Below are 20,613 nucleotides of genomic sequence, written 5' to 3'. Positions count from 1 at the left end.
CCGGCCCTGGGCCGCGAGGCGGGACCGCTCCGGTCCTGCCCCTGGGGAGGAGCGTCCACGGATGTCGGATTTCGTGCCGGAGCTGCCGCCGGGGTACCGGGCGCGCCCGGCCACCGCAGACGACCTCGGCGACATCCATCGCCTGGTCACGGCCTGCGAGCGGGAGCTCTACGGGCAGGCGCACACCGATCTCGGCCGTGTCGCCGACTTGGCCGGACCGGGTCTGGACCCGGAGCTGGACACCCGGCTGATCCACGACCGGACGGGGCGGCTGGTCGCTCGGGCCTGGGTGAACCGGCGCTCGGAGGTGGACGTCCACCCCGGGCACCGCGGCCGTGGCCTGGGCGGCGCGCTGCTGGGCTGGGCCGAGGCCCGTGCCCGGCGGACGGGTGGCGCGCGCATCGTCCAGACCGTTCCGGACGTCGACGGACAGGCTGTCGCACTGCTGCGCTCGCGCGGATACGAGCCGATGGTGACCGAATGGCTGCTGGAGTTCCCCATGCCGCAGGAACCGACCGTGCCCGAGCCTCCGGCCGGCATCACGGTCCGGCCCTTCCGCCCCGGCGACGAGCACGACGCACACCGAGTCGTCGAGGACGCCTTCGACGAATGGCAGCAGCGGCGCAGGTCCTACCGGGAGTGGGCCCGGCACACCGTCGAACGCCCGGCCTTCGCCCCCGCGATGTCGGCGCTGGCGTTCGCCGATGGCCAACTGGTCGGCGTCGCGCTCTCGCTGGACCTCCCGGACACCGGCGAGGGCTGCGTCGAGCAGGTCGCGGTCCGCCGCGACCACCGCGACCGGGGCATCGCCCGACTCCTGCTCCGCACCGTGTTCCGCGGCTTCCACCGGCGGGGACGGCAGGCGTGCACCCTCTGGACGCACTCGGAAACCGGCGCACTCGGCCTGTACCTGAGCGTGGGCATGAGGGTCCGGCACAGCTCCACGGTCCTCCGGAAGAACCTGCCGGCAGAGTGATCGTCGGCCACCACACCGCAGCCCGGGCGAGGTCGGGCGCGGCGGCGGGACCGGGGCGGCCGTCAGCTCGGGGGCGCGGTGGCGGTCTCGTCGTCGTACACGAGGAGGCCGTCGGGGCGCAGGCGGGCGCCCGGCGTCGGGCGGTGAGCCGTGAGGCGTCCGTCGTGCATGAGGTGGCGGACGAGCGCGCCGCGGGCCAGGACGGCGAAGTCGGCGATCAGGCGCCGGTGGCACCGCCACCACACCGCCTCGCCGCACATCACCGCGGTGCGCTCCGCGCGTGCCTGCCGCAGCAGGTCGTCCATGGCGGCGACGAACTCCGGGCTGCGGGTGTGCGCGGCGTAGCCCCGGAAGGAGACGTTGCGCCAGACCGTGTCGGGCGAGTCCGGCGGCGGTCTGCGGAAGCCGCCCAGGCGCGGCTCCCAGCGGTAGGCGACGCCCGCCTCGGGCAGCCACCGCTCCAGCCGCTGCCGGGACATGTCCGGGTGGCGGCGGCTGCCGGGCGCGGTCCGGACGTCGACGACGGCGGTGACGCCGGCGCCCCGCAGCAGGTCCGTCAGCGACGCCCGGTCCGCGGTGCCGTGCCCGAAGGTGATCAGCTCGGGCCGGGGCGGCGGAGCTTCCGGCGGCGGGGTCTCCGGCGGGGCGCCGGTCCGGTCAGGGCCCATGGACCGAGTGCAGCAGGTCCGGGCCCGGTCGGCACGCCGGGGCGCGGGGCCCCCGCGGGGCCCCGCGCCGAAGTGCGCGGAAACGGGACGGCCGGCGTCCCGTTCGCTCAGCCCGGGAAGCGCCCGGTGGAGCGCAGCTGCCAGCGGCGTTCCGCGTAGGCCAGGTCGTCGCGCCACAGCCGTCCGGCCGCCGCCTCCATGAACCGGCACAGCACCGGGGCCATCATGCGGGCCGCGGCGAATCCGGGCCGTTCGGACGAGGCGACGACGGCCTCCACGACGGCGGTGCGGGGACGGCCCCGCTCGTCCGGACCCAGCGGGGTGGCGTGCGTCTCGACGACCGAACCCCGCCCCTCGCCCTCGGTGATGCGCATGACGACCGTGCGCGGTCCGGGTGTGGTGAAGACCGCCCGCACCGGCACGACGAGCCGTCCCGCGACCTTGAAGGAGACGTCCACGGTGAAGCCGTCGTCGGCGTCCGCCCCGCCCCCGTCCGTCCCGTCGCCGCCCGGCGTGCCGACGACCGTGAGGTCGACGAAGGAGTACGGATGGAACCAGGCCCCGTGCCACGGGTCGAGCCGGTTGGCGACGACGTCCTCGGGCTCGCACACCCCCACCCCGGTGTAGACGGCCGCGAGGGAGCGGGCCGGCTCCGGGCGGGACGGGACGACGGGGGCGTCCAGCGGCGCCTCGCCGCCCACCGGGTCCAGGCGCACCCAGACCAGGACGCCGTCGTCGTGCACGGGCAGCGGCTCCCACCCGGCGAACGGCGCCCCGTCCAGGGCCAGCCCGTGCCAGTGGCACACGAGCGTCCCGCAGCGCACCGGGCTGTCCGCGAGCGGCGCGCCCAGGTGCGGGCAGACGCCGGGACCCGCCGCCAGCCGCCCGTCGGCGGTGCGCCACACCACGACCTCCTGCCCGGCCACCGTGCCGGACAGGGGCCGGTCGCCGCGCACCTCACGCGACGCGCCCACCACGAACCAGTTGCCGGAGGGGCGCGCCTGGGCCCGCTTCAGCGCTTCGGCGATCACCGCGGGGCGCGCCTGGCGCCAGGTCGGCCGCTGCTGATGCCAGCGCACCGGGTGCCGGCGGAGCGACAGCGGATAGCGGCCACGGTCCTGCGGTCGGCGGGGCATCAGGCGACCCTTTCCTGCATCGGTTCGGACGCGGCCCCGGTCCCCGTCCCGGCCGGCGTGGTCTGCGGGGTCTTTGCGGTGTGCGTGGTCCCTTCGGTCCGCGTGGTCGGCGTGGCCTCCGTGGCGGACGTGGCGACGTTCCGGTTGCCGGTCCGGCGGGCGCGCAGCCTGGCCGCGACGACCCGGGCCAGACCGTCGGCGGCCACCACGGCGCGCCGCCGCCGCGGGACCACGGCCCGGCGCTGCACCGAGCGGTAGCCGTCCTCGGCGACCGCGTCCAGGATCCCCCCGTACAGCACGAACGCCGTACGGATGCACGGGCGGGAGACCGGTTCGAGCATGGCCAGTCCGGGCGCCGCATCCCGGTACACCTCGCGCGTCAGCCGCTCGAACTCCCGCAGCGCGGCGGTGATCCGGCGGTCGGGGCGTCCGGTGTCACGGCTCCAGCGCAGCAGGTCGCGGTCCACACCGTGGGCCGCCAGCAGGTCGGCGGGCAGGTAGACGCGGCCGCGGTCGAGGTCCTCGCCGACGTCCCGCAGGAAGTTCGTCAGCTGGAACGCCACGCCCAGGGCCGCCGCGTGCGGCTCCGCCTCCTCGCGCGGGACGACCGTGCCGAGCACCGGCAGCATCTGCAGGCCGATCACCTCCGCCGACCCGTAGGTGTAGCCGCGCAGGTCGCGGTAGGTGGCGTAGCCGGTGACGTCCAGGTCGGCGCGCATCGCGGTCATGAAGTCGGCGAAGTGCCGGTGGTCGATGGCGTACCGGCCCGCCGTGTCGGCCAGGGCCCGGACCACGGGCTCGTCGCTGTCCCCGGCGCGCAGTCCCGTCTCCAGCTCGCGCTGCAGCCGGGCCAGCCGCGCCGGGCGGTCGTCCGCGGAGGCCGCCGGGCCGCCGGTGCCGAGGGCGTCGACGATGTCGTCGGCCCAGCGGGCGAAACCGTACAGGGCGTGCACCGCGGGCCTGCGCTCCACCGGCAGCAGCCGGGTGGCGAGGAAGTACGTCTTTCCGTGCCGGGCGTTGAGCCGCCGGCAGTGCGTGTACGCCTGCCGCAGCGCGGGATCGGCGATGCCGGCTGCGTCGAGTTCGCGGTCGGTCACGCCGGCCTCCCTTCCCGGGACTCCCGCACGACCGGCCGTGGTCGCGCGCCGGCGCGCGGGGAGCGGCCGGCGCCGGTGATCCGCGCCGCGGCCAGCTTCCCGGACAGCAGCACGGTCGGCACGCCGACGCCGGGGGTGGTGCCGCAGCCGGCCAGGACCGCGTTGGCCGTACCGCGCGGCAGGTTGCGCGGCCGGAACGGACCGGTCTGGGCGAAGGTGTGGGCGGCGGAGAAGGGCGAGCCGGCGGCGTGTCCCTGCGCCTGCCAGTCGGCCGGTGTGACCAGGCACTGTTCCTCTACGGCGGAGGCGATGCCGTCGAGGCCGCGCCGCTCCAGCTCGGTGAGCAGGCTGTTGCGGTAGCCCGGGGCCAGGTCGCCCCAGTCCGCCGCGCTGGGGCCGAGGGCGGTGTTGGGGGCGGGGGCCAGGATGTAGTGCAGGTGCCGTCCGGGCGGGGCGAGGCCGGGGTCGGTGGTGGTGGGGCGGGTGATGAGCAGGGACGGGTCGCTCATCAGGCGGCCGGTCTCGGTGAGTTCGGTGAACGTCCGCCGCCAGGCCGCGCCGAAGGAGATGGTGTGGTGGGCCAGCCAGGGCCAGGTGCGGTCCGTCCCGGCGTGCAGGATCACGCAGGACGGGGAGAACCGCAGCGGCACCGGGCGCTTCGGCGCGTGGCCGAGCAGGCGGTAGGCGACGGGCAGGTCGGGCGTGAGGACCACCGCGTCGCAGGGGATCCGGTCCCGGTCGGTGACGACGGCCGTCACCCGGTCCCCGGAACGCTCCAGCCGGGTGACCGCCTCCCCGAAGCGCAGCTCCGCCCCCGCGTCGGCGGCGGCGTCCGCCATGGCCCGGGGGAGCGCGTGCATGCCGCCGCGCGGGAAGTACACGCCGGCCACGGTGTCCATGTAGGCGATCACGGCGTAGGCGGCCAGGGCGCGGGCCGGTGACACGCCCGCGTAGAGGGACTGGAAGGAGAAGACCCGCCGCAGCCGTTCGTCGTGCACGAAGCGGCCGATGCGCGCGTCCAGCCGGCCGAACCCGCCGAGCGCGGCCAACCGGGCGAGGTCCGGGCCGAGCAGTTGCAGCGGGGAGTCGAAGTTGACGTCGATGAAGCGGCGCATCTGCGCCCGGTAGAGCTTCTCCAGCCAGGCGCGCAGCCTGCGGTAGCCGGCTGCCTCGCGTGGTCCGGCGAAGCGTGCCACCTCCGCCTCCATCGCCTCGGCGCCGGTGTGCACGTCCAGGGTGCTGCCGTCGGCGAAGCGCGCCCGGTAGGCCGGGTGCAGCGGCAGGAGTTCCACCCGGGCGTGCAGGCTGTCGCCGACGGCGGCGAAGGCCTCGTCGGCGAGGTGCGGCATCGTCAGGACGGTGGGCCCGGTGTCGATGCGGTAGCCGCCTCGCACCAGGCGCCCGGCACGCCCGCCGGGCGACTCGTCGCGCTCGACCAGGGTGACCCGGCGTCCGGCGCCGAGCAGGTGCAGGGCGGCCGCCAGCCCGGACAGACCGGCGCCGACGACCACGACGTGGTCGGTGCGCCCGGGAACGGTGCGGGTCATCGGCGCGCCCCCTGGTCCGCGGCGGCCAGCAGCAGGGAGACGGGGACCGCGCTGTCCGCCGCGGGGTCCGTGGCGCCCGCGGCGTCCCCGGCATCCCCGGCGTCCGGGGACCCGGTCGGTGGCGGCGCGGCGGCGGAGCGCAGCAACGCGGTCAGCCGCTGTCCGGCGTGCGGTTCCAGCGGGGCGGCGTCCAGGTGGCGCAGCCCCTGCGCCACCAGCCGCCCGATCTTGACCTCCACCGTGTGCCGTGCCCCGGTGGCCGTGAACACCTCGCGTACGGCGTCCAGTTCGGCGTCGGAGGCGTCGGCGCGGCCGAGCGTGTCCCGCAGCACCGTCAGGGCGTCCCGGTCGCCCGCCGCCTCGGCCCGCGCCCGGGCGACGGCGGCGAGGTAGGTCGGCTTGCCGGTACGCAGATCGCCCCCGGCGGGCTTGCCGGTGCGGCGGGGGTCGCCGAAGACGTCGAGGACGTCGTCGCGCAGCTGGAAGGCGAGACCGACGCAGCGGCCGGCCGAGCACAGCGCCCGGGTGGTGAGCGGGTCCGCGCCGGCCAGGGCGGCGCCCAGCGCCAGCGGACGCTCCACGGAGTACAGCGCGCTCTTGAGGCAGGCGGCGCGGATCGCGCGGGCGAGGGACCGCGCCGAGGTGGCCTCGCCGTGGGCGTCGAGGTACTGCCCCGCGACCATCTCCATCCGCATGGTGCTCCACAGCTCCCGCACCCGGCGGGCGGTGTCCGGCGTCAGCTCGGTGTCCGCGACCACGTCGTCCGCCCAGGCCAGGGCCAGGTCGCCGGCCAGGATGGCGGCCGCCTGGCCGAGGCGGGAGCTGCCCGGCCCGGCGGCGCGGGCGTACTGGGCGGCGACGTCGGCGTGCAGCGCGGGACGGCCGCGGCGCAGCGGCGCGGCGTCCATCACGTCGTCGTGGACCAGGGCGCAGGTCTGGATGAGTTCCAGGGCGGCCCCGATCCGCAGGGCGGCGTGCGGCGCCGGGGGCGCGCTGCCGGCACAGGCGCGCTGCGCCCACCACACGAGGCGGGAGCGGGTGAACTTGCCGCCGTCCTCCGTGAACCGCGCGACCCGCGCGGCCAGGTCCCGTGCGAACAGCGGGTCGACCGCCTCGGCCGCGGCCACCCGCTCGGCGAGCAGGCCGGCCAGGACCCCGCGCACCGCCCCGGTCACGTCGGCGTCCACGCCGTGCGGATCGTCCGCGCCGGGCACGTCGCCGTCCACCGCGTGCGGACGGGCCCCGGTCACCACGCCGTGCGGATCGTCCGCGCCCGGCACGTCGCCGTCCACCGCCTGCGGACCGTCCGCGCCGGTCATGCCGGCGTCCGCGGCGTACGGGTCGTCCGCGCCCGCCGGGTGCGCGGCGGTCGCCGCGCCGTGCGGGGCGCCGTACGGCCGGTCGGCGCGGGGGCGGTCCGGCGGACGTCGGTCCGCACGGTGATCCTTCGCCGCGGTGGGGCTCATGCCGGTTCCCCTCATCGAGATCCTCGCGATCAGAGCTGGCGTCGTCGTCATCGTCGTCATCGGTTCCGCGCGGGCCGGGGCGACGGATGCGGCGATCCCTGCCGGATGACGGCTCTCGCGCCGGCTGCTGCCGAATTTTCGATGCAAAGACGATGCGAGTTGTGCCGGGGTGCATCGAATCCGCACGGTGGAGTGGTCGTAGTCGCTCTCAGTGGTGATCAGGCTCAGCAGAGGAGTAGCCATGACGACCGCACAGCAAACCCTCGCGGACCTCGACGAGACCGAACTCGTCGACGGTTTCCTCGCCGGGGACGAGGCGTGTCTCGAGGTCGTCCACCGCCGCTGGGGCCCGCTGGTGCACACCCTCGCCAAGCGCTCGCTGGGCGACGCGAGGGAGGCGGAGGACGTCACCCAGTTGGTGTTCCTGGCCGCGTGGCGGGGCCGGGCCGGGTTCGTCCCGGGGCGCGGGACCCTGCCGGCCTGGCTCGTCGGCATCGCCCGCCGGAAGATCGCCGACGCCCTGTCGGCCCGCACCCGGCGGACCGAGCTCGTCGCGGCGGCGGGCGCCAGGCTGCTGCTGACGATCCCCGACCAGGGGGCCCGGCCGGAGGCGGCGCTCGACCGGGTCCTGATCGCCCGGGAACTGGAGCGGCTGCCCGCACCACAGCGGCGCGTGCTCAACCTCGCCTTCTACGACGACCTCACCCAGACCCAGATCGCCGAACTCACCGGGTGGCCCCTGGGCACCGTCAAGAGCCACGCCCGCCGCGGGCTGCACCGCCTCGCGAGCCGTCTCGCCGACGACGAGGACGAGTACGCGGCGTGACACCGGTGCACGAACGATGCGCGCACCGCGCCGGAGCCGGTACGGCTCGGTAGGCTCACGCGGGACGCGACCGCGGGGTGACGTACCGCATCCGAACGGGTACCCCGGCGGGAATGTTCCGGACAGGCGGGACCGGTGCGGGAGGAGTGTGCAGCACGTGCTCGAGGCGGACGTCGCCATCATCGGAGCGGGAGCCGCCGGGCTGTCCCTGGCCCACCGCCTGTCCTGCCCCGGCCCCGGGATGCGGCGGCTGTCCGCCGTCCTGGTCGACGCCCCGCCCGGCCCGCTGCGCCCGCCGCCACGCACCTGGTGCTTCTGGGAGGCGGGCCGCGGCCGCTACGACGCCGCCGTCACCGCGTCCTGGCGGCGCCTGCGCGTCCACCGGCCCACCGGAGAGCCCGTCGAGGACGACATCGCCCCGCTGACGTACAAGATGCTCCGCTCGGACGACTTCGAGTACCTGGTCGGCCACGACCTCGCGCAGAGCGGACGGGTGCAGCGGCTCGAGGCGACGGTCGAGAGCGTCGAGGGCGTCCCCGACGGCGCTCAGGTCCACGCCCGGACGGCCGACGGCCGGGCCCTGTCCGTGCGGGCCCGCTGGGTGTTCGACTCCCGTCCGCCGGGCAGCCTGCCCGCCGCCCGCACCACGCTGCTGCAGCACTTCCACGGCTGGTTCGTGCGGACCGGCCGCCCCGCGTTCGACCCGGCCCGCGTGGAGCTCATGGACTTCCGCACCGCCCAGCCCGCCAAGGGCCTGTCCTTCGGTTACGTCCTGCCCACCGGCTCCGGGCAGGCCCTCGTGGAGTACACCGAGTTCTCCCCGGCGGTGCTGTCCGCCGACGCCTACGAGGCGGCGCTGCGCCACTACACCGGCACCGTGCTCGGCCTGGAGGACTTCGAGGTGGTCGGCACCGAGACCGGCGTCATCCCGATGACCGACGGCCCCTTCCCCCGGCAGACGGCGCCGTCGGTCTTCCGCATCGGCGCGGCCGGGGGAGCGACCCGGCCGTCGACCGGCTACACCTTCGCCGGAGTGCAGCGGCAGACCGCCGCCGTCGCGGCCGCCCTGAGCCAGGGGCGCCGCCCGGTGCCGCCGCAGCCCCACTCGGCGCGCTCCCGCGCCATGGACGCCGTACTGCTGCACGCCCTGGACGGCGGCCTGGTGGACGGCGCGGCCTTCTTCGCCGGCCTGTTCTCCCGGGTGCCCATGGCCCGGCTGCTGCGCTTCCTCGACGGCGGTACCCGCCTGCACGAGGAGGTCGGCATCGGCCTGCGCACCCCCGTCCTGCCCATGCTCCGCGCCGCCGTGGAGGTCCCCCGGCTGCCCCGCCGCCCCTTCCCCGGACCCTGACCGGCGTGCACCCCACCGAACACCCGCGCCCCGAACATCCGCGTCCCCGAACACCCGCGTCCCCGAACACCCGCGTCCCGAACGTCCGCGTCCCCGAAGGTCCGCGCCCCGAACACCCGCGTCCCGAACGTCCGCGTCCCCGAAGGTCCGCGCCCCGAACATCCGCGTCCCCGAACGTCCGCGTCCCGAACACCCCGCGTCCCGAACACCCCCCGAATACCCCGCGCCCCGACCGGCGTGCGCCCCGCACGCCTCGCCGGCTACACGCCCACACCCGACCACCCGACCACCTGACCACCTGACCACCCGCTCCAGGAGACGGCATGACCTTGCTGCACGACGCGGACCTGGCCGCCGCGTTCGACCGCGCGGCACACGGCTACGACACACTCGTCGCCGCCAACCCCGGCTACCACGCCCACCTGCGCCGCTCGGCGCGCCGGCTCGGCCTGCCGGGTCCCGGCACGGGACTGCGCGTGCTCGACCTCGGCTGCGGCACGGGCGCGTCCACCGCCGCCCTGTGCGCCGCGCTGCCCGACGCCGAGATCACCGCCGTGGATGCCTCCGCCTGCATGCTGTGCCGCGCGACGGCCAAGCCCTGGCCGAAGGGCGTCCGCTTCGTGTGCGCCCCGGTGGAGGCCCTCGCCGAGGCGGGGGTCGAAGGGCCCTTCGACGCGGTGTTCGCCGGCTACCTCTTCCGCAACGTGACGGACCCCGACGCCGTACTGGCCGCCGTCCACCGGCTGCTCGCCCCGCACGGCCGGCTCGCCGTGCACGAGTACACCCTCAGCGGCCGTCCCGCCCACCGCGCGGTGTGGACCGCCGTGTGCCGGGGGCTGGTACTGCCCGTCGCCACCGCGCTCGGCGACGGCGACCTGTACCGCCACCTGTGGCGCAGCGTCGTCGGCTTCGACACCGCCGACCGGTTCGCGGGCCGCGTCCGCGCCGCCGGGTTCGACCGGGTGCGGGTCCTGCCGCTGCCCGGATGGCAGACCGGCATCGCCCACACGGTCGTCGGCCGCCGCGCCCACTCCACCACCGCCGGGGGGCCGCGATGACCCGCGTGACCGCGCCCGCCGCCCGTCCCGGCCGGGACCGGCGCGCCGTCCGCCTGCCCGCGCCGCCCGGAGCGCCCCGGGTGAGCGGGACGCGCAGCACCGCCGTCGTCGGCGCCGGCATCGCGGGCCTGGCCGCCGCGACCGCCCTCGCCGAACGCGGCGTCGACGTCACCCTGTACGAGCGCGAGCCCTACCTGGGCGGCCGGGTGGGCGGCTGGCCGGTGGACCTCTACGACGGCTCGCCCACGACCATGAGCCGGGGCTTCCACGCCTTCTTCCGCCAGTACTACAACCTGCGCGCCCTGCTGCGCCGCACCGACCCCGGCCTGGAACGCCTCACCGGCCTGCCCGACTACCCGCTGCTCCACGCGGACGGACTGCACGACAGCTTCCGCAGGATCCCGCGCACCCCGCCGCTGAGCGCGCTCGGCTTCGTCGCGCTCAGCCCCTCCTTCCGCGCGCGGGACCTGGTGCGGATGAACCCGGCCACCGCCCTGGGGCTCCTCGACGTCCGCGTGCCCGACGTCTACGACCGGCTCGACGGCGTCAGCGCCCACGACTTCCTCGAGGCGCTGGGCTTCCCGCGGGCCGCGCGCCACCTGGCCTTCGAGGTCTTCTCCCGCAGCTTCTTCGCCGACCCCCGGCACCTGTCGGCCGCCGAGATGGTCCTGATGTTCCACATCTACTTCCTCGGCTCCGCCGAAGGCCTGCTGTTCGACGTGCCCCGCGACCCGTTCCCGGCGGCCCTGTGGGACCCGCTCGGCGGCCACCTGCGGCAGCACGGTGCCACCCTGCGCACCTCCACGCCCGTCGAGCACGTGTCCCCGGCCGCGGACGGGGCCTTCACGGTCACCGCGGGCGGCGAGGAGACACGGCACGACAGCGTCGTACTGGCCCTGGACACCCCCGGACTGCGCTCCCTGGTCGGCCGGTCCCCGGGACTGGGCGACGCCGCCTGGCGCGAACGCGTCGCCCGGCTGCGCACCGCACCGCCCTTCCTGGTCTCCCGCCTGTGGCTGGACCGCCCCGTCGCCCGGGACCGGCCCGGCTTCCTGGGCACCGCCGGTTACGGCTCCCTCGACAACGTCAGCGTCCTCGATCGCTGGGAGTCGCAGGCCGCCCGCTGGGCCGGGCGCACCGGCGGATCCGTGGTGGAACTGCACGGATACGCGCTGCCCGAGGACGCCGACCGCGAGGTGGAGACCAAGCGGCTGATCGACCAGCTCGGCCGCGTCTACCCGGAGACGCGGGCCGCGCGGATCCTCGACGAACGGCACGAGTGGCGCCGGGACTGCCCCCTGTTCCCGGTCGGCGGCCACGACGACCGGCCCGGAGTGCACACCCCGCAGACCGGTCTGGTGCTCGCCGGCGACCTGGTGCGCACCGACCTGCCCGTGGCGCTGATGGAGCGGGCCGCCACCACCGGATTCCTGGCCGCCAACGCCCTCCTGCGGTCCTGGGGCGTGCGCGGACACCCGCTGTGGACCGTCCCCGGCCACGGCCGCAGCCGCCTGCTGAGAAGCCTGGCGGGCCGGGCCGCCGACGGCGCCCGCCGAGCACGGTGACGAACAGCCGGGCGAAAGGGGAGGATGAAACGGGAATTCGGGGGTACCTGCCTGCCCGGGCGGCCGACCGGCCGTTCGAGACCGAGGGAGAGGGAACCAACATGACGGCGGCGTTGACGACCGAAGCCGGTGCGGGGCAACTGTCGGAGGTCGCCGACCCCTCCCGGATCGCTCCCAAGGACGCCCGCGAGCTGACCCGTCACTTCCTGGCGCGGCTGGCGGTGCTGGAGGAGGGCACCGAGGAGTACCAGTACGCGCGCAACACCCTGATCGAGATGAACATCTCCCTGGTGCGCTACGCCGCCGCACGGTTCCGCAGCCGCGGGCCGGAGGAGATGGAGGACATCGTGCAGGTCGGTGTCATCGGGCTGATCAAGGCCATCGACCGGTTCGAGGTCTCCCGTGAGGTGGAGTTCACCTCCTTCTCCATCCCCTACATCGTCGGCGAGATCAAGCGGTTCTTCCGCGACACCTCCTGGGCCGTCCACGTGCCGCGCCGGCTGCAGGAGGCCCGGGTGCAGCTGGCGCAGGCGACGGAGGAACTGAGCAGCCGGCTCGGCCGCACGCCGACGGTCGCCGAACTCGCCCAGCTGATGTCCCTGACCGAGGAGGAGGTCATCGAGGCGCGTCTGGCCTCCAACGGCTACAACTCCTCCTCCCTGGACGCGGCCATCTCCACCAGCGAGGACGGCGAGAGCGTCCTGGCGGACTTCATCGGCTGCGAGGACGCCGCGCTGGAACTCGTGGAGGACTTCCACGCCCTGGCGCCGCTGATCTCCCGGCTCGACGAACGCGACCGGCTGATCATCCACATGCGCTTCGTGGAGGAGCGCACCCAGGCGGAGATCGGGGAGCGTCTGGGCGTGTCGCAGATGCACGTCTCCCGCCTGCTCAGCCGACTGCTGACCCGTCTGCGCGAGGGACTGCTCACCACGGGGTGAGAATCCGGTCCACCGGGCCGCGGCCGCATGCCGCGGACCGCGTCCCCGTGCCTTTCCGCGCCCCGCCGGGAGCCGACGCCCCTGGCGGGGCTCGGTCGTGCCCCGGCCTCCGCCCGGGTTCGGTACGTTTCCCCCTCCGCCCGGGTTCGGTACGTTTCCCCCTCCGGCCGCGCCCGGGGGGCCCGCCGCGCCCGGCGCCCCGGCCTACCGGGAACGGCCGGGAAGGGGAGCGGAAGCACAGGTCGGGAGGTACGGAGGTGCCCGGACGGTGCGGCACGGAGATCGGGACGCGAGTATGCTCCCGACTGTTGTCGGCCGACAACGGTCGGGGCGGACACGAGGCGGGGAAGGCAGGACAATGGTGACGTCGCGGCCGAGGGCTGCCGGGTCGGCCTCTGCCGTCCGCGTCGACGTCGGGGTGCCGTGGCAGTGGCGGGAGCCGGTGGTGCTGCTGGTCGAGGACGACCCCGGCGACGCGCTGCTGGTGGAGGAACTGGTCGCCGACAGCGCCCTGCGGATACGGCTGCGGTGGGTCCGTTCGATGACCGACGCCCGCGACGCCCTGCTGCGGGAGAACCCGGACTGCGTGCTGCTGGACCTCAACCTCCCCGACGCCCACGGGCTGGAGGCGGTCTCGCAGATCCGGGCGCACGCCGACCAGGTGGCCGTGGTGGTCCTCACCGGACTGGCCGAGGAGGAGACCGGCCTGGCCGCGGTGGCGGCCGGCGCCCAGGACTACCTGGTCAAGGGGCGGGTCGAGCCGGACCTCTTCGGCCGGGCCGTGCGCTACGCCATCCAGCGCAAGCAGGCCGAACGGGCGGCCGTGGCACTGCGCGCCAGCCAGCTCCAGGCCCGGGAGAACGCCCGCCTGGAACGCGGCCTGCTGCCGCGCCCGCTGCTGCGCGGCGACGGCGTCGAGGTCGTGGCGCGCTACCGCCCCGGCCGTTCCCAGGCACTGCTGGGCGGCGACTTCTTCGACATAGTGCAGAGCACGGAAGGCACCGTGCACGCACTGATCGGCGACGTGTCCGGACACGGACCGGACGAGGCCGCCCTGGGCGTGGCCCTGCGCATCGCCTGGCGCACCCTCGTGCTCAGCGGTGTCACCGGCGCCGAGCAGGTCGCGCGGCTCGAGGAGATCCTCGTCGCCGAACGGGCCCGCACCGAGGTGTTCGCCACGCTGGCCACCCTCACCGCGGCGCCGGGCGAACGCCGGGCCCGTATCACCCGCGCCGGGCACCCGGGGATGCTGCTGCGCACGCCGGACACGCGCGTGGAATGGGTGGAGGTGCCGGCCGGGCCGGCCCTCGGCGTGGTACCCGGCCGGGCCCGGTGGCCGGTCGAGCGGCTCCACGTGCCGCCCGGAGCGGCGGTGGTGCTGTTCACCGACGGCCTGTTCGAGGGGTACGTCGGACGCGGGCCGGAGCGCCTCGGCGAGCAGGGGCTGCTGCGGCTGGCCAGGGAGACGGCCGGGCTGGCGCCGGAGGACTTCGTCGACGGGCTGATCCAGCGCGCGGAGGAGCTGGCGGAACAACAGGGCGGTCTCGACGACGACGTCGCCGTCCTGCATCTGAGCTGGAACTGAACGAGCCGGACGAACGGGTCGGAGTGTGCGTGTGAGCGACAGGACGAGCGGGCCGCCGGGCGGCCCCCGGCTGACGGTGCTGGGCTGGTTCCAGCTGGTGGTGGCCCTGATGATGGTGCTGGTGGTGGTCGGCACCGTCGTCGGCGCGCGGCTGCTCGGGCAGACCGCGGACATCACCGACCGGCTGACCGACCGCGTCCTGCCGGCCCAGACCGAGGCGTACCGGCTGCAGGCGGCCCTGGTCGACCAGGAGACCGGCGTGCGCGGCTACGCCATCGCAGCCGACCGGCAGTTCCTCGAACCGTACTCCCGGGGCAGGCGGGACGAGGCCCGCTCGGCCGCCCGCCTGCGGGCGCTCGTCGGTGACCGGCCCGCCCTCCTGAAGGACCTGCGGTCGGTGGAGCGGAACGCGGACACCTGGCGCCGCACCTACGCCGAGCCGCTGATCGCCGACGTCACCGAGGGACAGCCGGGGACGATCGACAGGGCGACCGCGGAACGGGGCCGGAAGGCCTTCGACAAGGTGCGCGCCCAGTGGGCCGCGCAGACCGCCGACCTCACCCGGGCCGTGCACGACGAGAAGGAACGGCTGGCACACCAGCGGACCGTCCGCGCGGTGGTCCTCACCGCGCTGGTGGTCCTGTTCCTGCTCACCGGCGCGGTGCTGACGGTGCTCATCCGGCTGCTGGTCGCCCGCCCGCTGGAGGCGCTGCGCGACTCCTCCCGCCGGGTCGCACGCGGCGAGTTCAGCCACGTCATCACGGGCGGGGGGCCGAAGGACGTCACCGCCGTCGCCGCGGCCGTGGAGGACATGCGGCAGCGGATCGTCGCCGAACTCGACGCCTCCCGCACCCAGCAGGACCTCCTCACCCGGCAGGCCGCCGACCTCGACGTCCAGGCCGTGGAGCTGCGCCGCTCCAACGCGGAACTGGAGCAGTTCGCCTACGTCGCCTCGCACGACCTCCAGGAGCCGCTGCGCAAGGTGGCCTCCTTCTGCCAACTGCTGGAGAAGCGGTACGGCGACCAGCTGGACGAGCGCGGCCTGCAGTACATCGCCTTCGCCGTCGACGGCGCCAAACGCATGCAGGTGCTCATCAACGACCTGCTCACCTTCTCCCGGGTCGGCCGGGTCAACGACGCCCACCTGCCGGTCGAGCTCGACCAGGCGCTGGACAAGGCGCTGGCCAACCTGGACACCGCCGTCACCGAGGCGCGGGCGCGCGTCGAACGCCCGGAGAAGCTCCCCCGGGTGATCGGGGACCCGATGCTGCTGGCCATGCTGTGGCAGAACCTGATCGGCAACGCCGTCAAGTTCAGCCACCCCGACCGCCCCCCGGACATCCGCATCACCTGCGAGGAGAGCGCCGAGAGCCCAGGCAGCTGGCTGCTGAGCGTCACCGACAACGGCATCGGCGTCCCGCAGGAGTTCGCCGAGAAGGTCTTCGTGATCTTCCAGCGGCTGCACAGCCGGGACGCCTACGGGGGCACGGGCATAGGACTCGCCCTGTGCAAGAAGATCGTCGAGTACCACGGCGGCCGGATATGGATCGACCCCGGCCACACCGACGGCACCCGCTTCCGCTTCACCCTGCCGCTCACCGCCGAGGCCGGCGACCACGTGCCTCACGACACCGACGAAAAGGCCCTGACATGACCGAGCCCGGCGCCACCCCGATCGACGTCCTCCTGGTGGAGGACGACCCCGGTGACGAGCTGATGACGCGGGAGGCCTTCGAGGACAACAAGATCGGCAATACGCTGCACGTGGTCCGCGACGGCGAAGAGGCGCTCGACTTCCTCTACCGGCGCGGCGAGCACGCGGACGCGCCGACACCGGACCTCATCCTGCTGGACCTGAACCTGCCCAAGTACGACGGCCGGCAGGTGCTGGAGAACATCAAGTCCGACCCGGACCTCTCCCACATCCCCGTGGTGGTGCTCACCACCTCCGCCGCGGAGGAGGACATCCTGCGCAGCTACAAGCTGCACGCCAACGCCTACGTCACCAAGCCGGTGGACCTCGACCAGTTCATCGCGGCGGTCCGCCAGATCGACGACTTCTTCGTCCAGGTGGTGCGCCTGCCCCGCAGCCACGGCTGAGCGCACCCGCGCGGGTGAGATGCGTCTCGATCCGTGAGCCGATCGGGTCGGGAACGCATGCTTGGGCCGACGGGGGTAGAAGGGACGGCGTGAGCGTGGTGAAGGCGGGCTTTACGGAGCCGACGTCCCCGGACGAGGACGGCACCGCTCAGGGTGCTGAGCGGATCCAGGCGATGGCGGGCTTCGACGGGGACGACGGTTCCATCGCCGAGGCCCGCCGCGTGGCGGGCGCGTTCCTCGGCAGAGCGCGGTCCCGGCACGGGGTGCCGGTGTCCGTGCGCGCGGTGGACGTGACCCGGCTGGTGGTGAGCGAGCTGGTCACCAACGCCCGCAAGTACGCGCCCGGCCCCGTGCTGCTGGACCTGCGGATCGCCGGGGACACGGTCGAGCTCGCGGTCTGGGACTCCGACCAGCGGCTGCCGGCGCCGCAGGCCCCGGACCCGGAGCGCCTCGGCCGGCACGGCCTGGAGATCGTGCTGGCCCTGGTGGAGTCCTACGAGGTGACACGCGAGCCGGTGGGCAAGCGCGTCACGGTACGGATCCCCCTGCGCGACACGCCCCACGGCGCGGCCGACCACCCGCCGGCCGCCTGAAACCGCCCCGGGGCGGCGCCGACGGCCTGTGTCCCCGACCCCGACGCCGACGGCCTGTGTCCCCGGGCCCGGCGCTGATCCCTGTCGGCCCGGCCCTGACTTCACCGTGGCCGGTGTTCCTCCGTTCGGCCGAGCATGACGGCACGGTGCCCGGGCAGACGCCTGGACGCCGGGGCAGGTAATGGCGAAGACCCGGCACCCCAGCGGCGTTGCCCTCGATCCCCGAGCCGGCGGCGACGCCGCTGCGGGGTGTCCCACGGGGAATCCCGCCGCCGGGCCGGGTGCGCCGTGCCGGCAGACCGCGCGGCATGGACGTGGACGAAGCGCTGCGCCGCCTCGCGGAGGCGGACGGCGACCGGCGCGGACCGGAGTGGTGCGGCGGACGCTACCTCGCGGTCGCCTACGGCGAGAACCCCCGAGGACCGGCTACGCCGGCGACCTCGTGGACTGGGCCCGCGACCGCCTCTGGCTCACCCGGCGAGGACGGGGACGACGTGGAGCTGCTCGTCGTACCCGAGCCGCCGGCTCGCGGACGCGGGTACATCTCACCGAGCCGACGCTCCGCCTCCTGCTGCGCCTGTCCGGCGGGCCGATCCGGCGGTGGTTCGACTGTCCGGGGGATGGCAGCAAGGAGAACCTGCGCCGGCCCACAATCGTTCTGACCTGCGGATCCGTGTCTGCCGCCGGTGAGGCAGCCGCGCGCAGCGGGTGCGCTCTCACGGAACTCCCACCAACGTTGTAGCCGTCGACCCACCTCCCGTGACACCGGGGCGAGTGGACTGCTGAGACATTGGGGTGCTGACGGACATGCGTGTGACTGGGCTAGGACATGCGGGACTGTTCATCGAGACAGCGGCGGGGTCGGTGCTGTGCGATCCCTGGGTCAACCCGGCCTTCTTCGGGTCGTGGTTCCCGTTTCCGGACAACAGTGATCTGGACTGGGCGTACTACGGGGGCGCAGCCGACTACCTTTACGTGTCGCACCTGCACAGGGACCACTTCGACGCGGAGAACCTGAGCAAGAACGTGCGCAAGGACGTCACCGTGCTGCTGCCCGCGTTCGCCACCGATGAGCTGGAGCGCGAGCTGCGTGGACTGGGGTTCACGAACTTTCTGCGCACGCGCAGCGGCTCGCCTGTCGAGCGGGACGGGCTGCGGATCATGATCACCGCTCTGACCGGACCCGGCGACGGCCCCATCGGGGACTCTGCGCTGTCACTGGACGACGGCGAGACGGTACTGCTGAACCAGAACGACGCTCACCCGCTCGACATTCCGGCGATCCGCGCGTTCGGCGAGGTCGACGCGTACTTCCTGCAGGTCTCCGGCGCGATCTGGTACCCCATGGTGTACCAGATGCCGCAGAAGGCGAAGCGGGAGTTCGCCGCCCGCAAACGCCAGGGGCAGTTCGACCGGGCGGTGCGCTACATCGACGCGGTGCAGGCGAAGCATGTGTTCCCCAACTCCGGGCCGCCGTGCTTTCTCGACGACGGCCTGTTCGACTTCAACGGCACCGGACTCGACGGGGAGAGCATCTTCACCGACCAGCGGGAGTTCCTTGAGCAACTCGCCGAGGAACGGCCCGGGCTGTCGGCGCACCTGATGCTGCCGGACAGCGTCGCCGAAGTGAGCGGGAGCGACTGCAAGGTGATCCACGGCCACACCGCAGAGCAGATCGACTACATCTTCGGCAACAAGCGCGAGTACCTGCGGGAGTACGCCCGCAGGCGGCAGCCCTGCCTCGCGGCCGAACGCGCGTCGCGTGCCCCGGCTCTGCCCCGGGAACGACTCGTCGCGGCGCTGAAACAGTGGTGGGAACCGCTGCTGGCCCGTGCGGACCGCATCTGCGCCGGCGTCGGCGGCCCGTTGCGGCTGGATGTCGACGACATCCCGATCGTGATCGACTTCCCCGCGCGGCAGGTCCGCCTGTGGGACGGAGAATCCTGCCGCTATACGTTGTCCACCACCGGCGACCTGGTGGCCACCAACATCGCGCGACGCGAGGTCGACTGGTCCAACAGCATCCTGCTCTCGTTGCGGTTCCGCGCGAGCCGGATCGGTCCCTACAACGAGTTCGTGTACACGTTCTTCAAGTGCCTGTCCGACGAGCGCATCGACTTCGTGGAGAACTACTACGCCGCCGCCCAGGAGGACAACGAGGACATCGAGCTCGACGGCTGGCGAGTACAGCGCCGCTGCCCGCACCAGCAGGCCGACCTCAGCCGGTTCGGACGCATCGAGGACGACGTGCTCACCTGCACCATGCACGGCTGGCGCTACGACCTTCCCACCGGCCGCTGCCTGACCGCGGACAACCATGACATCCGTGCCACGCCCGCCACCTCGCCCTCCGGCCCCACCGCGAGGGCGCGTATCGAGTCGTGATCAATTTGCGTGATGTGCCCTCCCCGGCTCGGCCCGGTTCGATGGACCGTCTGACATGACGCAGCTCGCCGGAGCCCGCCTCAGTCGCTCTCGTTCGGCTCCGCGAGCACGGGCACGGTCGCGGGCCGGGGTTCGGCCGCCGGGGCGGGGCCGCTCAGGCGGGAGGTCAGACGGAGCGCCACCGGCTCGGTCCAGCGGGCGGTGAGCGGGCCCACGACGACCAGGATGAGCACGTACGCCGTGGCGAGCGGGCCCAGGGAGGGCTCCACCCCGGCGGTGACGGCGAGTCCGGCGATGACGATGGAGAACTCGCCGCGCGCGACGAGGGCGCCGCCCGCCCGCCAGCGCCCCCTGGCCGAGACGCCGGCCCGCCTCGCCGCCAGGTAACCGGTGGCGATCTTCGTCAGCGCGGTGACGACGGCCAGCGCGAGGGCGGGCAGCAGTACCGGCGGAATGCTGGAGGGGTCCGTGTGCAGGCCGAAGAAGACGAAGAACACGGCGGCGAACAGGTCCCGCAGCGGGGCCAGCAGGTTGTGCGCGCCCTCGGCGACCTCGCCGGACAGCGCGATGCCCACCAGGAAGGCGCCGACGGCGGCGGAGACCTGCAGCTCCTGCGCGAGCCCGGCGATCAGCAGGGTCAGCCCCAGCACCACCAGCAGCAGCTTCTCCGGATCGTCGCTGGAGACGAACCGTGAGATGTGCCGGCCGAACCGCACCGCCGCCACCAGCACCAGTCCGGCCGCACCGAGGGCGACCGCCAGCGTGACACTGCCGGACGCCAGCCCCGTCCCGGCCAGCAGGGCGGTGATGATCGGCAGGTACACGGCCATCGAGAGGTCTTCCAGGACCAGGATGCTGAGGATCACCGGGGTCTCCCGGTTGCCCAGCCGCCCGAGATCGCCGAGCACCTTGGCGATAACCCCGGACGACGACACCCACGTCACCCCGGCCAGCACCACCGCGGCCACCGGACCCCAGCCCAGCAGCAGCGCCGCCACGGCGCCGGGCACGGCGTTCAGCGCGGCGTCGACCAGCCCCGCCGGGTACTGCGTCCTGAGGTTGGACACCAGGTCACTGGCGGTGTACTCCAGGCCCAGCATGAGCAGCAGAAGGATGACGCCGATCTCGGCGCCGATCGCCACGAACTCCCCACTGCTGTCCAGCGGCAGCAGGCCGCCCTGCCCGAAGGCGAGCCCGGCGAGCAGGTACAGCGGGATGGGGGAGAACCGGAACCGTCCGGCGAGCCGGCCCAGCAGCCCCAGGGCGAGGATGATCGCCCCGAATTCGATGAGGAAGACGGCGGAGGAGTGCATGCCGGA

At 74.3% G+C, this 20,613-nt stretch carries 17 protein-coding genes; 11 read left to right on the top strand and 6 right to left on the bottom strand.

The features are described from left to right. Positions 1-61: 61 nt before the first annotated feature. On the top strand, positions 62-976 hold the full coding sequence (locus VKA29_RS32295; protein WP_324789570.1) for a GNAT family N-acetyltransferase: 915 nt from the start codon (positions 62-64) through the stop codon (positions 974-976). A 62-nt stretch (positions 977-1,038) separates the two neighbouring features. Here the strand turns inward: VKA29_RS32295 and VKA29_RS32290 are convergent, their stop codons facing one another. The 5 genes from VKA29_RS32290 to VKA29_RS32270 all read right to left on the bottom strand — a co-directional run bounded on the left by VKA29_RS32290 (position 1,039) and on the right by VKA29_RS32270 (position 6,890). Continuing rightward, positions 1,039-1,644, bottom strand: a complete 606-nt coding sequence (locus VKA29_RS32290; protein ID WP_324789569.1) for a DUF488 domain-containing protein — start codon at positions 1,642-1,644, stop codon at positions 1,039-1,041. A gap of 107 nt (positions 1,645-1,751) precedes the next feature. Next, a complete protein-coding gene (locus tag VKA29_RS32285; RefSeq protein WP_324789568.1) occupies positions 1,752-2,780 on the bottom strand; it encodes a DUF5914 domain-containing protein in 1,029 nt (342 codons plus the stop codon). Continuing rightward, entirely contained in the window at positions 2,780-3,877 is a 1,098-nt protein-coding gene (locus VKA29_RS32280) for a phytoene/squalene synthase family protein (RefSeq protein ID WP_324789567.1), read from the bottom strand. The genes VKA29_RS32285 and VKA29_RS32280 overlap by 1 nt, the downstream gene beginning before the upstream one ends. Then, positions 3,874-5,424, bottom strand: coding sequence for a phytoene desaturase family protein (crtI, locus tag VKA29_RS32275; RefSeq protein WP_324789566.1), 1,551 nt, complete (start codon positions 5,422-5,424; stop codon positions 3,874-3,876). Before crtI ends, VKA29_RS32280 begins: the two co-directional genes overlap by 4 nt. Beyond that, positions 5,421-6,890, bottom strand: coding sequence for a polyprenyl synthetase family protein (locus VKA29_RS32270; protein WP_324789565.1), 1,470 nt, complete (start codon positions 6,888-6,890; stop codon positions 5,421-5,423). The genes crtI and VKA29_RS32270 overlap by 4 nt, the downstream gene beginning before the upstream one ends. 241 nt (positions 6,891-7,131) lie before the next feature. Between VKA29_RS32270 and VKA29_RS32265 the strand changes: the two genes are divergently transcribed. The 10 genes from VKA29_RS32265 to VKA29_RS32220 all read left to right on the top strand — a co-directional run bounded on the left by VKA29_RS32265 (position 7,132) and on the right by VKA29_RS32220 (position 19,294). Continuing rightward, a complete protein-coding gene (locus VKA29_RS32265) occupies positions 7,132-7,716 on the top strand; it encodes an RNA polymerase sigma factor (protein ID WP_324789564.1) in 585 nt (194 codons plus the stop codon). 157 nt (positions 7,717-7,873) lie between these two features. Beyond that, positions 7,874-9,067, top strand: coding sequence for a lycopene cyclase family protein (locus VKA29_RS32260; protein ID WP_324789563.1), 1,194 nt, complete (start codon positions 7,874-7,876; stop codon positions 9,065-9,067). Positions 9,068-9,390: 323 nt separating this feature from the next. Next, entirely contained in the window at positions 9,391-10,125 is a 735-nt protein-coding gene (locus VKA29_RS32255; protein WP_324789562.1) for a class I SAM-dependent methyltransferase, read from the top strand. Next, positions 10,122-11,690, top strand: coding sequence for an FAD-dependent oxidoreductase (locus VKA29_RS32250; protein ID WP_324789561.1), 1,569 nt, complete (start codon positions 10,122-10,124; stop codon positions 11,688-11,690). Before VKA29_RS32255 ends, VKA29_RS32250 begins: the two co-directional genes overlap by 4 nt. A gap of 101 nt (positions 11,691-11,791) precedes the next feature. Beyond that, complete coding sequence (locus VKA29_RS32245) at positions 11,792-12,631, top strand: SigB/SigF/SigG family RNA polymerase sigma factor (protein ID WP_324789560.1); 840 nt, start codon at positions 11,792-11,794, stop codon at positions 12,629-12,631. A gap of 358 nt (positions 12,632-12,989) precedes the next feature. Beyond that, positions 12,990-14,216, top strand: a complete 1,227-nt coding sequence (locus VKA29_RS32240) for a fused response regulator/phosphatase (protein WP_324789559.1) — start codon at positions 12,990-12,992, stop codon at positions 14,214-14,216. Positions 14,217-14,325: 109 nt separating this feature from the next. Further along, positions 14,326-15,870 carry a sensor histidine kinase gene (locus VKA29_RS32235; protein ID WP_324789637.1) on the top strand — a complete coding sequence of 515 codons (1,545 nt, stop codon included), beginning with the start codon at positions 14,326-14,328 and terminating at the stop codon, positions 15,868-15,870. Beyond that, positions 15,867-16,316 (top strand): response regulator, encoded by a 450-nt coding sequence (locus tag VKA29_RS32230; RefSeq protein WP_324789558.1) that lies wholly within the window; start codon positions 15,867-15,869, stop codon positions 16,314-16,316. The genes VKA29_RS32235 and VKA29_RS32230 overlap by 4 nt, the downstream gene beginning before the upstream one ends. A 173-nt stretch (positions 16,317-16,489) precedes the next feature. Next, the gene (locus VKA29_RS32225; protein WP_324789636.1) at positions 16,490-16,909 is read left to right on the top strand and encodes an ATP-binding protein; all 420 of its coding nucleotides are present in this window, start codon (positions 16,490-16,492) and stop codon (positions 16,907-16,909) included. A gap of 807 nt (positions 16,910-17,716) precedes the next feature. Continuing rightward, positions 17,717-19,294 carry a Rieske 2Fe-2S domain-containing protein gene (locus VKA29_RS32220; RefSeq protein ID WP_324789557.1) on the top strand — a complete coding sequence of 526 codons (1,578 nt, stop codon included), beginning with the start codon at positions 17,717-17,719 and terminating at the stop codon, positions 19,292-19,294. An 80-nt stretch (positions 19,295-19,374) separates the two neighbouring features. Here the strand turns inward: VKA29_RS32220 and VKA29_RS32215 are convergent, their stop codons facing one another. After that, complete coding sequence (locus tag VKA29_RS32215) at positions 19,375-20,607, bottom strand: cation:proton antiporter (RefSeq protein WP_324789556.1); 1,233 nt, start codon at positions 20,605-20,607, stop codon at positions 19,375-19,377. Positions 20,608-20,613: the final 6 nt, after the last annotated feature.

This window comes from Streptomyces sp. H51 (assembly GCF_035656535.1).
In the GTDB taxonomy this organism is placed as follows: Bacteria; Actinomycetota; Actinomycetes; order Streptomycetales; family Streptomycetaceae; genus Streptomyces.
The sequence above is the reverse complement of the archived record's forward strand: the minus strand, read 5'-3'. Positions and strand labels throughout refer to the sequence as shown.